Annotated in this window: 9 protein-coding genes and 1 pseudogene; 1 reads left to right on the top strand and 9 read right to left on the bottom strand. The window is 34.5% G+C overall.

All coding sequences use genetic code 11. The features are described 5' to 3' along the window. Positions 1 to 237 (top strand): integrase core domain-containing protein (locus BLP87_RS16555; protein ID WP_143002164.1); only part of this gene is annotated, 237 nt, incomplete at its 5' end. Positions 238 to 440: 203 nt separating this feature from the next. On the opposite strand, the gene BLP87_RS15090 is transcribed toward BLP87_RS16555, so the two are convergent. From BLP87_RS15090 to BLP87_RS15055, 9 genes and pseudogenes are all read right to left on the bottom strand, one after another. Continuing rightward, a complete protein-coding gene (locus BLP87_RS15090) occupies positions 441 to 1,706 on the bottom strand; it encodes a hypothetical protein (RefSeq protein WP_083334646.1) in 1,266 nt (421 codons plus the stop codon). Positions 1,707 to 1,842: 136 nt separating this feature from the next. Continuing rightward, positions 1,843 to 2,166 (bottom strand): hypothetical protein, encoded by a 324-nt coding sequence (locus tag BLP87_RS15085; RefSeq protein ID WP_074463411.1) that lies wholly within the window; start codon positions 2,164 to 2,166, stop codon positions 1,843 to 1,845. After that, entirely contained in the window at positions 2,166 to 2,402 is a 237-nt protein-coding gene (locus BLP87_RS15080; protein WP_074463410.1) for a hypothetical protein, read from the bottom strand. The genes BLP87_RS15085 and BLP87_RS15080 overlap by 1 nt, the downstream gene beginning before the upstream one ends. 17 nt (positions 2,403 to 2,419) lie before the next feature. After that, positions 2,420 to 2,926 (bottom strand): MBL fold metallo-hydrolase, encoded by a 507-nt coding sequence (locus BLP87_RS16495; RefSeq protein ID WP_330390096.1) that lies wholly within the window; start codon positions 2,924 to 2,926, stop codon positions 2,420 to 2,422. 93 nt (positions 2,927 to 3,019) lie between these two features. Further along, positions 3,020 to 7,663, bottom strand: a complete 4,644-nt coding sequence (locus BLP87_RS15070) for a sacsin N-terminal ATP-binding-like domain-containing protein (protein WP_074463408.1) — start codon at positions 7,661 to 7,663, stop codon at positions 3,020 to 3,022. Between the two features lie 155 nt (positions 7,664 to 7,818). Beyond that, positions 7,819 to 7,957, bottom strand: a pseudogene (locus tag BLP87_RS16625) (type I restriction enzyme endonuclease domain-containing protein); the annotation flags it as partial. Positions 7,958 to 8,004: 47 nt separating this feature from the next. Continuing rightward, on the bottom strand, positions 8,005 to 9,816 hold the full coding sequence (locus BLP87_RS15065; RefSeq protein ID WP_074463407.1) for a UvrD-helicase domain-containing protein: 1,812 nt from the start codon (positions 9,814 to 9,816) through the stop codon (positions 8,005 to 8,007). Next, positions 9,800 to 11,500: an ATP-dependent nuclease gene (locus BLP87_RS15060; protein WP_074463406.1), complete on the bottom strand. Its 1,701-nt coding sequence runs from the start codon at positions 11,498 to 11,500 to the stop codon at positions 9,800 to 9,802. Before BLP87_RS15060 ends, BLP87_RS15065 begins: the two co-directional genes overlap by 17 nt. 190 nt (positions 11,501 to 11,690) lie before the next feature. Continuing rightward, positions 11,691 to 13,274: a DNA/RNA helicase domain-containing protein gene (locus BLP87_RS15055; protein WP_176756670.1), complete on the bottom strand. Its 1,584-nt coding sequence runs from the start codon at positions 13,272 to 13,274 to the stop codon at positions 11,691 to 11,693. Positions 13,275 to 13,546 lie beyond the last annotated feature (272 nt).

Below are 13,546 nucleotides of genomic sequence, written 5' to 3'. Positions count from 1 at the left end.
TATTCCCATAGCGGTTATCCATACGATAATGCCTGCATAGAATCCTTCCATTCCTTGATTAAAAGGGAATGGCTTAACCGCTTTTCTATTATCAACTACAAGCACGCATATAGGCTTGTATTCGAGTATATCGAAACCTTTTATAACACCGTTAGGATTCACAGCCACTGTGACTATATGTCTCCTAACGAATTCGAAGAACTATATGAGAGGGTTATGGTTGCGCCTGCTGCATAAGCAGGTAAACCTCTCATTTTAATTTGTACTATTTATTGACATAGGACCAAAGCACATCTTCTACTTCTATCGGTATTTGCTCAGATATTACCATCTTCATCTCTCCAAACTTAATTAGTCAAACTGTATTTTGAGACGCGTAATTGTAAATGACGGATTGCGATATGATGAGCTGAATCTCTGTCATATAAACTGCCATGCCTTTATCCAGTCTGAGGTAAATAAAAAACTTTGCCATCTTTTACTATCAGATTCACATCCTCTTGGAATAAATCTGTTCGTGAATCATTATTTAAAACTTCTTTATCTGTCTGATTCTCAATTCTATGAATCATTTCATCTGATACTTTCTTATAATTCAAATCATCATTAAATGCTCCTAAAGCACTCATAAAAAAGCCTTCTATTCCTTGACGTTTTCTTCGTTGCTCATCAGTATTTATTTCAAGCTTCTTGCATACCCTATTATGCCATTCATTTAACTTGACAAGCGTATCATTAGCCTGCTTTGCGTATGGTCCCATCAATGCACAACTGTTTTTCCGAGAAATCGCGCCTAAGTTTAAAGCATATGTCAAATCAGAAATCTGATCCATAACTTTTACCAAAATTTGCTGATATCGAAACCACTGCTCCGCTTCTTTAGCCTTATCTTCATAAGTACTGTAATCTATATCAGAATCTCCGCAAATAGCTTGCAATGTCAAATTAGCCTGACCAAGTAATTCGGCACATTCATGCTCAAGATTCTTTAAATGTGATAATTCTCTATTTCTCAACTCATAATTTTCAATTGTTTCAACTTGGAATATAGCTAACTTTTGAATACCCGCGACAAGAGCCAAAACCTTGCTTTTATACTCTTTTTGCTGAAAATCAACTATTTTATCTATACCTGCACTTATACTGGTAAGCTGGTCGTTAATCTGTGTCATATAATATTGCCCAACCACCATTGATGCCACATTCATTACTGCAGATGCCGAACTCAGTTTTGCAAGTCCATCTGCAGCTTTACTATCTACAGGCACCAAATTTGCATTACCTTCGATCCTATTGGCTACTTCTCGATATGATGCTCTAAAAGCCCCTTTCATGTCTCTTGAATTATCCAACACAGCACCTTTAGGAATTATAGCTTTATATAATTGTCCTGCAGCCTCAGTAGCATTCTTATAAGCTTTAGCCGCACCTGTATTTGCTACTGCTTGCGCTACATTAGGAATAACATTATCCAATCTTGCCAAAAGCTTACTGTCTTTAATCTCAACAAGCTTGGTTTCATCGATTTCAGAAAGATTTGTAATCATCTCAGAATCGACTTGCAACGATGACTCATTTCTTATCTCCAAAGAGTTCCTTTTTGAAGTTTCAGAAACTCGTCCCTCTTTTTTTCTATTTCTAATTAGAACTCCTATTATTACCGCTAAAACTACACCTACTATAAAAGCAATTACAACATATTCCATTATTATTGCTCCTAACATAAAAAGTTTTTCTTCAAAAACATTATTTACCTGTCATGTGCTTTAGCATATTCAATCTCTTGGCACGTACTATTTCAGATATAACCACCTACATCAACAATTAAAATACCGCCAAGTATCACAACCGTATATCCTGCTTTATCTTTCTGAAATTATCTATTAAAAAAGGAATACCTATACATATCCAAAACTCACCGGAAACGTAACCTGACGACATTCCTCCATGAGCAAACCGTTCAACAAACACCTTCGAACCATATTTTAATGGCTCACCTATAGCATTTTCATAGCATTCACATATTTGATCAGCCAAATCCCGCGTACTTATATCTAAAGAAGCACCTCCAAATAAATCCCGCATTTCATCCCATAGGTATGGATCTCCTCGTAATCCCCATTGTTCCGGTTTTCTTTCAAAAATCAGAGACAAATCTTTAGCCATTACAGCTCTCCTTTTTGCATATTGTAGTTTACGATATCCCAATATTTAAGATTACCTCTATCTATCCGAATATCTCTATGAGTTATTTTTCCTCTAGCGCCTAATACACAGTGTTCTCGCCCTCTGTAACTTTCTCCGAACACATCTGTATCAATAATCTCATATTCCTCTTCAGGATTACTTTTACTTAAAACAACAGATCCATATTCCAATTTTAGAAATTCATCCATAGTCATAACTAAAATCTCCTATATCAATCAAAATACTGCATCTTCTCAACAACCTTCACAGGGCTCTTTACAAGCGAAGCAAAAGTCTGAGCGTCGCTCTTTTTCCCAACAAGTCCGCCGTAATGGACGGGGATGGCGTATTCCGGCCTTATTGTATTTGCAAGATCCGCAGCTCTTTTGGCATCCATAGTAAATGTTCCTCCAATGGGCAAAAGAGCTATATCACACTTCACCTGTCTTGCCTCCTTTGTAGCTCCCGTATCTCCCGCAATGTAAATGCGCTTTCCGTTAACCCTACACCCCATGCTACTTATAGTAAAATCCATATTTCCGCAATTTATAGCAGTAACATGTAACCCTGATGCTCCATCCGTTGTAAAATAGCTACCAGCTTCTATCTTTATTAATTTCTTATATGGCAGACGTGCAGTCCTTATTGATACAAATATGGCTATGATACTGACTAACAAAGTTAAAGCAGAAAGAACAATAGTAGCAAAACCCACATTATCATTACACCACTGAATCATATTTGATAAATTATTTATATTTTGCATTATAAAAATAAACTCCTCATTGAAAGCACACAGTTTTTATAGCCATTCTGTATTCTTCAAAAACCGCTAATTGTCAGATCCATCAATCTTTTTTGCTGTCACTCTATAACTATCGCTTTCAATTGAAAAACGTTCATTATGTAAAAGACCTTCACCTTCCACAAACTTAAATAAGTGTCCTAACCTCCATGGTTTATGAACCGGCAAACCATCATCACCTATTACAACATAAATAATCTCGTATGATGAAGCATTTTGGCATCCGAATCGCAACTCACTATCAGATAAATTGAATGCTATATCTTCACTTCGTGATGATTTCACTTCAACATACTGTATCATTCCTTTAGAATCAGTATATTTTATATCATAACCGCATGTATCATCACCCTTTACAATCAGTCCAGCTTGCTCAGCATTTCCAGAAACCCATCTTACATCAGGGTAAAGACCAAGAAGTTCTTTATACACATATGCTTCCCCAATCATTCCAATCTCCTGTTTTTTTCTATCAGTTATCTCGGAATGTATTCTTTTAATGTGTTTTCTATGATGACCCACATCTGTTGTAGTTTCTTCATTTTCAACAGCTTCAGTACCAACATCATTAAGGCCTTGCGCAGGCAATGAAAATACTTTTTCAATACGTTCTTTCAGTCCATTGTCATCAGCTTGCATATCCTGAGCTTTTGATGCTTCAGTAGTTTCAGGATTAAGTAACTTTTCAATCTGCCCGAACACAAGATATGCTTCAACTTTGGAAGGCGCATATTGTATTTTCAGTTTATCCAAATCCTCTTGAGATATTTTCTTTTCTTCTGCTGAAATAAGTTCATCAATCATTGTATTAGAATATTGATCCAAATCATTAAAACTCAATCCGCATTCTGATTTAAATATTTCATCAATATTTACGAATAGAGAGTTTGGAATTGTAGGTTCTAAAAAAATATATTCCTCTTTATACTGATCATACAGTTCCACACATTTTTCTTCATCTTGCAAATCTTTAATCAAATAAGCCTGATACTTTTTAATATACATTTGCATTTTTGAGTTAAGCTTAGCTCTCCAATATTTCGTAGCATCAATATTATGAACCGCAGCACCATTATACCTGTCCACATCAATTTCAAGCGCCCCAAAAATTGATATGAGTTTCTCAATACTCTCGTTACAGCTAAGTTCCTCATAGTTTACTCCTTCATCACAATCACTTGACATATGAAGAACTTCCAAAAGATTATCAGCAGTGCAAGAAGTAATATCTATATTGGGTACTTTTAGAACTTCGGCAATGGTCATCCAAAATTCATCTCTTGCATTAATCTCTGTATTAAATTTTTTTCTTGCTTCAGTGAGCATTTCGAGATTTTCATCACTCCTATCGGAGCGCATCTTTTTTTCTCTGATCAACTCAGAATCGCGAAATAAATCTCGGAAAAAATCTTTATCTTCATTTACATCGAGAATAGCTGTAACTAATTCTGCAACAGCATCTGCAAACTCAAATATTTGTTTCAATTCCTCGAATGTTGAGAACCTCTTGGGCACACAGATATATGCAATGTTGCTCTTTCTTAGGTAAACAGTTTCGAAATCCTTTAATTCAGATACTCGTTGTTCTTCACCAAATTTATACTGTATCTTTACCCTACTACACAATATTACCTTAGAAGATTTCAATCTCCTAAAATCAGTCGCTGCCTGTTTTAATCCCATCCTGCAAGCATACACATATGGTAAGAATCTCAAATACTCCTTTTTGAATAAATCATCAAAAGGATGTAGTTCTGGTAATTCTACCAATTCAACATTTGTATATTTCAGAGGCTTTACACCAAACAGTTTTTTTACTTTATCCTCTCCTGATCTAGCATCAATATCAAACATATTAAAGCTCTTTAATATTTCATCGCTAAATACTTTTTTATCAGCATATCTAACATCTGCTACATCAATATACCTCTTTTCGCCACCTTTTCGTGCCGCAACTCTTCCTGCATTAATAAATACATCATAATCAGGATTATTCTTTTTATACTCCTCTGGAGTAAGCCCATCTCGAATAATCTTTCGATACAATGCCCTTGCCTTTTTACAATCAGGATCTAGTTCAGGTAGTTTATATAGAGCCTGGTAAATGACACTTCTATCCATTTCTTGAAATACATCAGAAACTCCTATCCTACTTAAAATTGCGTCAACATCCTTTTTACATGCTCTTCCCACAATTTCCTTGATATATGTGTAATCCACATCTGGAACGATAATAAATGGTTCTAACATATTATCTTCAAAACAGCAGTATTTAGGTATATTTTTCAGTCCATTTGCATTTGGAATCCATTTTTTGTTTGCAAGATAGAATTTCAAATATGACTTCATATACCCTGATGTAACGGTTCTCTCATCAATTTTCTTATATGGATAACCTTTTATACATGAGAACGTATTTTTCTCCTCAGAATCTGAATTAATTCTACTTCCTATTTTGTCATCTAAAATAAACCAAGCTATTAAGTCATTAAAATTGGCTTTTTCAAACAAAACATCGATATTTTCGAAAATACCAACAGTCACATGATTAATACTGTTGAAATCACTCTTTTCATACCAACAATTATCTCTTTGAACATATAATGGATAGCATGTATCAACATATTCTTGGCGTCCATCATAAGACAAATTTCTCTTTACTAACCTAGGATACTTTGAAACGCCTAACCACTCAAGGAATCCTACGATGCTATTTTTATCATCACATTCAATATTTAATTTATCAAATGCAACAAAGTTTTCTGAATATAATCCAATTAACCTTTCTCCAAGTTCGTTTCCAAAATCATTCCCGACATAGCATTCCTTAGCAGGTCGAATAACACCATCTCTGCAGATAATCATTACCCTTACATCGGGTATTGCCTGTCTATCGTCAAGATTATAATATTTCCATAACCAATTAAGAATATCAGAGCATTTCTCATGTGTTAGCATATCATCATCAATCTGATTGACGACTCCACGTAATAATCGATCAAAACTATATTCTTCCAAATTATATCTAGACAGTCTATTCACTAAATTTCTTCGATTATTTCCTAATGAAAGTTCTTCATATAGTTTCTTCTCCATATTCTGATTCAAAAATTTAATGTCAACCCATTCTGGCAAGGCGATTATTTGTTCTTCATTTGGAAACGGATAAACTTTTACCGAATCTGCAATATTTTCTCCATTACTATCAATAATCAGATGTGGAAAAATATCAGCCACCTTAAATCGATATTCACTCTCAATTAGCGAAATTAGACTTATTCTGTCATCCATGCTATAGAATTCAATATCATCATTAATGAGACTGCAAAAATCAGAATAATCAAAAAAATGAATGCCCAAATCATTCTTAAGATATCTTTCGATAAACTTATCGTCTGATAATTTTAGTAACGATGAAAACACCTTTGGATTCAAAACAGAAGCAAAATCATCATCTGAATACTTAGGACTATCATTAATTGATATATACTCATTTGAAATTGTAGGAAGAATCTTTTTTTCATAAGCTTTTTCCCGTAGCAATTCATCAAATTTATATACATTCTTCAAAACAAGATCCAAATCTGATGAAATTACCAAACTTAGAGGTCTATAATCACATTCCTGCTGTTCTTCAGAAATTGACACGGCAGTTTCTACCAAAAAATCTGCAAGAAGTGGTATCAACTGCTTATTTACCGCGCTTTGCTTCTGTAAACTATTTCTATCACTGGTTAGTTCAAACGTTCCATGAATTAATGCCGGAAAACCAAGTTTAACATCAGTTTTAAAATAGGAGTAAAGTACTTCACCTTGATGCTCTACAGATGAATCATAGGCTATAATAAATTCATAGTCTTTTTCCTTATTGTTCTCATCTTTAATTGTGCCGTTTTGTTTATATAACTTCCAACATGCACATTCAATATGACCAATATTCTTGTCATTAGTTTCAATGATAACATTTTCACCATCGACAACTTTATAAAACACTTTATGATATTCATTACATATGATTTCAACTTCTTTGAGATTGGGAAGAAACACTAACTCTTCAAACTCTAGATTCTTAATTTGAGATTCTATCTCCCCTACTAATTCTTCATGACAGTCCATAATAATGCTAGTTGAATACCCTTTAACCAACGCACTATCTTTCAATAAGCGAGGACAAGTCAAAGTAGCTATTGGCCATTGTTCATGTGATAAAGCTTTTATTTCTTGCTTAAGTTCAGGTCTTTCTTCCAAAATTTCCTTAAGGAATTCAACCGCATATTTCTTGGAAAACTGTATGGAAAAATCTGTTGATGCCACTGTAACCACATTTGACCAGGTAAGTATTGATCTAAATCCTAACCCTTTACATCCAATTTTTTTTGCATGAACTTTTTTGGGGCTTGCATTTGGATATAAAAGCGATTTAACGCCTCTAAAACTAAATGCATCACCTGTATTTGAAACAGCAAGCTTTTTACCATCAAAAGTAATAAGAACCTTTCCAGAGGACCCCGCTGCCTCATCATCAGCGTTTTGAAGAAGTTCAAACAATTGTCTTCCTTCATAGTCTTTAGACAGACTTAGTTCTCTGTTATAACCACTAACAATTTCTTCAGCAGATTCTATGTATTTTCTTCTTATCTTACCTATTTCACCTTTTATCTGACCGTACATCAACAACACCCTCTACTAACTGTGTGTAAAACTTTCACTATTCCTTATTTTCTTATCAGCCCTTTACTTATTGATTTCCGAAACCCTCTCATTTTGGATGCTTTATTTGATACGCTTTCTTCCATCATGTCATTGTTATCTGTACAAAGCTCTCAATGACACATTACTGTCTTAACTGCATCATCCGTATCTTCTACGGATACCTATGTTACTTCAATAACTTTTTATCAGCATACAAGTTTTTGCTTTAGCCGAATCTCTTTTCTGCCAATCTATGTTCTTTTCTTTCTTAATACATCCGCTGTTTATCTGAGCTTCTGGCCTTATTGCTGAATAAAGATTTAAACCAAACGCGGTTTTATCCCCGGAAGTGTCAATAAACAACTAATTTTTGAGCTTTTTCTTTCACCCTCATTATTGTATCTGCTCTTTGAAGCAGAAAAGAATAAATTCTTTCGAGCTCTTGTAACCGCAACGTAAAAAACGCTCAGTTCCTCCAGAAACTCATCTATATCGTGGTTATGAATATTGATTCTGCAATAATTTCCTGAAGAAAATCTTCCGGTACTAAAATCACAATTTCCGCACAGCGAATAGTAGTTAGGAAAACAATAAGGTTCCATATCCGGAATAATTACATTTTCCCACTCAAGCCCCTTTGCTCCATGAACAGTAGACACAAATACTCTAGCGTCAATTGCGTCCATATTCTGCTTTAATGCGCGGTTTTCAAAAGTATCACAAATAAATGTATATTTTTCATCATCGCTTAAAAACGCATACTCTCCTATAATTTTTTCAAAAAAAGCCTGTGTCAAATCTATCAATGACGCAACCACTTTAGATGAACTACCCTTATATAAGAAACCTATCTCTGATAAGGTTCTGTTTAACACACTCTTTGACACTCTATGGTAACGACTTCTATCAATTTGTTTTCGAAAAACTTCAAGTGCATTAAAATGATACGCCACATAAATTTCATCATCATCTGTAAACAATGCATAGAAATACGATATGTCACGTTGGTCAAATTCCTTCATTATCATGTCTATGCCTACTCCGCGTTGTTGCACTAATATAGACGTTTTCTGTTTACTGTCATTTTTTAATAAACTGGCTACATTATCTGCTATCCATTCACATTCTTTTTCGTGCGAATCTGATATATGAAGATTTACAATTGCATCACTACAAATTACTGGAGACTTACAATTCAAAGCATTAGATCTAATATTTCTGTCTAAACTCAGCATGCTCAAATTATCTTTAAACCTATAATTCTTCTCCAACCTCATCTGCACCATATCCAACTCATCAGCTGCCACATTCATCAACTTAGGAACGGCCCCAATAAAGCCATATATTCTTTGAAGCGGATCGCCTACAAAAAATAATTTTGTATCATCGTTTATGAAACTTTTAACAAAACACCAGCTTAAATAATTGGTATCCTGGAACTCATCTATGACAACAACTGGAAAGAGTTTTTGATAAAAATTCAATAACTCTTTGTTCTTTTCAAGTAAGTGCATTGTTAATGAAATATAACCATTATATGTTATGCTTTTTTTCTCAATAAACTTCGAAATCAATATTTCATTATACTGATTTAGACTGTTTTTCAACGCTTCTTCATCACATTCAGAAACAGCTTGGCCAAATCTTTTTACTACATCCACTTGAGCTTCAGATAAATCAATCTCCTCTCTATCCAAAAATTCATCAAATTTAGCATCCGTTTCGCCAATTGCCTTAAACATATTTATTTCCTTTAAAGCAGGATTTATCAGATAACCGTATAACGATAAAATTCGTCTGCACAAACCATGATAATTAGAAATAAACATTCTTCGGTTTAAGTCTGCAGGTTCACGAATATCTGATAATCCCATCTCAGGAAGTTTATCAGCCAGATCCTTTTTCATTTTGTAAGCTGCATTTACACTAAAGGTAAGCGCTAAAACCTTTTTGTTTTGAGCAAATGATCTAGTAGCAATCATATATGCTATTTTGCTGACAAGCGTTGTAGTTTTTCCACATCCAGCAGGAGCTTCAACAATTATTCTGTCTGCATCAGAAAAAATAATATCAAGCTGCTTTTCGTCACTCCCATGTACCTCTGAAATCTTATTTTTAATTTGCTCTAGCATACTCGCTCACCTTCTTAACTGCTCTTTTATAGCATGGTGGAATATCAGTCTTATCAATATTCTCAGCTATTGTTCTGCCAAACAATATTCCCTTCTCATTTGCAAAGAATGTCACACATAACAATTCATACATTTTTGTGTATTCCGTACATTCATTTATCGCAATATCTCTATCTATAACAAGACCCTTGAATTTAAATTTGTCTGCCTTTTTCTGAAGATTTTTCTTCTGAAACTTATTGGTTAATCCATTTAGATTCGTATCCGTTATTATTTTTTCCAAAACAGCCCTTTTTCTGCCTTTAAGCAGATATTTAACGATTTCACTGTCAAAGCACATTGTTGTTGTATAAAACAGATTTTCCTGAGTCGGAAGGTTCTTCTCAATCTTTTTATCTTTATCAATTACCCCTACAGAAGAAATACCTAGCTTATCAAGCATTGCCATTATCGGTTTAACTGATTCAGCTCCACCTGCTTTTATTAAAGCTATTCCTTCCCTGTCAAAATCTACTCCCATTTTTTCGGCAAATACCCCAAAAGAAGAATACTCAGATTCCCCTTCAACAATTATCGCTGCTTTTGAAAAAACAGCCTCTTTTATGTACATGAACTGTGCATACAGCTGCTTTTCTTCACTTTCTGAAAGCCTCAAATTAGAGCATGAAACCGCCGTTGTCTTTCCATCATGTTTATACATGCGTATGATCTTATGATAGTCATCAAACAAAATATTTGGTGAATGCGTCGTTATTATAATCTGTGCCTTTATCTCAGTTATTCCGAATTGTTCCCTTAATAATGCATTAAACTTTTCATCCTGTCCTTTAGAAAGGCGTTGAATGTCTGCAATCAATGTCCTCTGTAAATATGGATGTAAATGAATTTCTGGCTCATCAAGGATTATGAGCGAAGAAAATGATGTTTCATCATCACTCTTCGATTTGCAAAAATCCATTATCTTTTCGAGCAATGCTAATATTATAAGCAGGTTATATTGCACGCCATATCCATCAGATTGTACATTTACACCATTACCATCTTTCAAAGAGACAATCTTGGATAGTAGCTCCACATTATTCTCCTCAACACTCGGTTGAATATTAAATCTATCAAATGCGCTGATTCCACTAAGTGCATCTGACACACTTTTCTTAACCTTTTTTAATTCTGTTCTTTTATAAAAACCAACCTCAGGATTCTTGCATACATAGTTTGAAACCAAATAGTTTAAAAAAGCACCAGCTCCCTTTGTTTTCGAGAAATCTATCTCGTTTTTAGGATTGCGCAAAGAATCATATGTAATAACATTTATCCGTTTAATCAAAGAATTTTTAATTGCCTCTCCTGTTTGAGAATGAACATACTGAATGTAGTCATCTGGAGTTGATTGCTCAGCAATAATTTCTATACTTGATTCCTCATCTGGATCTGTTAAATCATCAAACAACCCAATTTCCTCGTAAGTTAAAAACAAGCGAAACTTCACCTTGATTGGCAATGTCTCATCAAAGAAATCTTCCTTAGAAAACTGCTTACAAAGGAAAATATTAGATAAGCATTTCTGAAAATTAGATTTTCCAATATTATTTTCTCCAACAATAAAATTAATGTCACTATTAATCGATAGTTCAAGATTCCCCAAGTTTCTATAGTTTTGAATTTCTACATATGTCAGTTGCATAGTTTGAATACATACCTCCCAGTTGTCATTATTAATTTAAGCTCTATACTACATACACAGTCGCATTTTTCTACTTTTCAATTTTTTAATTCTTGTTCCATCCAATCCATAATTCCCTTAAAATCTCTCTTTAACTCACACTCCCAAATCACAATAACTCTCCAGCCCATTTCTTTCAGCTTTTCCTGTTTTATCTGGTCGTTTTTGACATTTTATCAAACTTCTCAAGCCAAAATTCCGTTCTCGTTTTTGGTGTTGTCGCATCTTTACAGCCTTCATGCCGATGCCAAAAGCAGCCATGAACAAATATAACCACATGATACTTTGGTAGAACAATATCCGGCTTACCGGGATATCTTTTATCATTCTTTCTGAAGCGATATCCTTTTGAAAACAGATATTTTCTGACTTCCACTTCAATTTTTGTATAGTTAAGGTCATATCCCTGAATGGAGTGAATGCATCCAACTTCTTTTTCAGAGTCATCATTATGAACCCAGTTTTCAAGCACAGAATTCCACCTGAGATCATGATTTTCAATGACAAAGTCCATAACCTTACCGGTTTTATCGCCCTTGCTCTTCCAGTCCCATGCATAACCGGCAATCATTCGGGTCAGCCCTTCATTTTCATCCTTGAATTTGTATAAGGAGTCAAATGTGGCAAAATCATCTAACAGCCTTAATTCATAATTATCATCTCTAACCTTATGATCCAATTGTCCTTTTAAAAGCGCTGAAATGTCGCTTAAATAGCCCACTCCGCCTTGACATCGCATCTGGGAAACAAGATCATAATAGGCTTTCATCCTAGCGTATGAATTATTGTTCTGTACTATCTCCGCCACATCTAAGCCTGCCGGAAAAACTATCTGATCTCTGTCAAAAAAGAAAATGGCACATTGCGATTGTTTAAGCATCCACTCTGCTTGGGTTGAAGTATTTGGAAGCCCAATCTTCTTACACGCATCATCATAGGTTTTATAGCTTGACAAGTTCTTCCTCTGCTTAAGTCTATGCGCCTCATCCACTATAAGGATGTCATACTTTTCCTTAGCAACATCATTAGGTCCAAGCACATCTTTTGCAGTACAATTATTAAGTCCTTTAAATACCATCTTCATGGTTTTTCTAAGAGATGATGGCGGAACAACAAATCCAATCTTAAGTCCTTCAAAGTACTTAGATTCTCTAATAAGTTTAAAAAGATATACTGCAAGAATCGTCTTTCCGCTACCCGGTGTTCCGTTTACTACAAAACTCCTATTCAAACTTTTCCTTAGATTATCAACAATCTCTGTAACTACAGATCTTTGCTCTTCATTAAGAGTTTTGTATGGAGAATATTTGAACAAGTCTGATTGCTCAAGTTCCTCAATAGTACGCTTTACAAGCTTTTTCTTTTGAAGTGCTTGCCACAATTCCACAAAGTCTTTGTCATAGGACGGCTTATCATAATAATCAATCCCCGATAATCCTGCGTTGTGATTTGTGATTACGAACCGCTCATCTGCGTTCATCAAACTAATGAGCCTCGACTCATAATCAAACGTAGCAGACTGATTGAACTTGTCATAGTATATGAAATGTGCTTTGGTGAAAATCTGTTTAGACGGCGAGTCTTTGTGCTGGCTCATCCGCTTATTGATAGAATTGGTCTGACCGACATATGCCTTTTGACCATTTTCCAAAATGTAAAGCATAGGCCAGTTATTAAGATAGGGTTCTACCCCATAATCATCACTATGAAAATCAACATCTTTTATCGTAAACATTCCTGACTCCTTGCATATATGAAATGAAATAGTCTAAACATAAAAAACATATAAAACTGTTGATTCTACGACAAAACCGAAAACAAATAATCTAAACAATATCCATAGTTGTCGCATTCTCCATGAATCTTAATAAAATAATTATATGCAAAAAAATGCTCTGTTGCTATATCTGTAACAGAGTATTTTCGATTTTTCAATTACATTTCAGTTATTAGTTTCGTACCTTTGTTAGTGCTGCTTTAATGCAGCTAACTGTCCCGCATCCCTTA

This window comes from Butyrivibrio hungatei, from assembly GCF_900101605.1.
GTDB classification, from domain to species: Bacteria; Bacillota; Clostridia; order Lachnospirales; family Lachnospiraceae; genus Butyrivibrio; species Butyrivibrio hungatei_B.
Note: the sequence above shows the minus strand (reverse complement) of the source record. Positions and strands in the feature narration are given on the sequence as shown.

Bases quoted from the DNA above. Each gene is read 5' to 3' on its own strand.
- BLP87_RS15090 (WP_083334646.1), bottom strand. From the start codon at position 1,706: ATGGAATATGTTGTAATTGCTTTTATAGTAGGTGTAGTTTTAGCGGTA.
- BLP87_RS15060 (WP_074463406.1), bottom strand. From the start codon at position 11,500: ATGCAACTGACATATGTAGAAATTCAAAACTATAGAAACTTGGGGAAT.
- BLP87_RS15080 (WP_074463410.1), bottom strand. From the start codon at position 2,402: ATGACTATGGATGAATTTCTAAAATTGGAATATGGATCTGTTGTTTTA.
- BLP87_RS15085 (WP_074463411.1), bottom strand. From the start codon at position 2,166: ATGGCTAAAGATTTGTCTCTGATTTTTGAAAGAAAACCGGAACAATGG.
- BLP87_RS15055 (WP_176756670.1), bottom strand. From the start codon at position 13,274: ATGTTTACGATAAAAGATGTTGATTTTCATAGTGATGATTATGGGGTA.
- BLP87_RS15065 (WP_074463407.1), bottom strand. From the start codon at position 9,816: ATGCTAGAGCAAATTAAAAATAAGATTTCAGAGGTACATGGGAGTGAC.
- BLP87_RS15070 (WP_074463408.1), bottom strand. From the start codon at position 7,663: ATGTACGGTCAGATAAAAGGTGAAATAGGTAAGATAAGAAGAAAATAC.
- BLP87_RS16495 (WP_330390096.1), bottom strand. From the start codon at position 2,926: ATGATTCAGTGGTGTAATGATAATGTGGGTTTTGCTACTATTGTTCTT.